The sequence below is a fragment of the Streptococcus mitis genome (assembly GCF_946188695.1).
Lineage (GTDB): Bacteria > Bacillota > Bacilli > Lactobacillales > Streptococcaceae > Streptococcus > Streptococcus mitis_DF.
The window spans coordinates 1-301 of record NZ_CAMHWI010000060.1 but is presented as its reverse complement, the minus strand read 5'-3'; the positions used below and the strand labels follow the sequence as shown (position 1 = coordinate 301).

Here is a 301-nt window from a genome sequence, read left to right as displayed (position 1 = left end):
GCAATTTCACTCCGAAAGGAGCGATTCAAGTATTCGAGGCAGAGAATCCAGAGGAGTTCTACAAGACCTACGTGCAAGCTGGAGAAGTTCTGACGATTACCAACCCAATGACTGTTAAGAAGGAATTGGGTCAAACAGGTGGTAAGTACGAAAATACAGCTTATCAGCTTGATTTTGGTTCAGCTTATATCACAGATACAGTTGTAAATAATGTTCCTACTGCGAAACCTACCAAGAAGAATCTGAATAAAGCAGGTGTTAACATCGATGGGAAACAGGTCTTGGCAGGTTCTGTCAACTA

At 41.9% G+C, this 301-nt stretch carries 1 protein-coding gene; it reads left to right on the top strand.

The features are described from left to right. A partial coding sequence (locus N8L33_RS09985; RefSeq protein ID WP_261059755.1) for an SspB-related isopeptide-forming adhesin occupies positions 1–301 on the top strand: 301 nt, incomplete at both ends.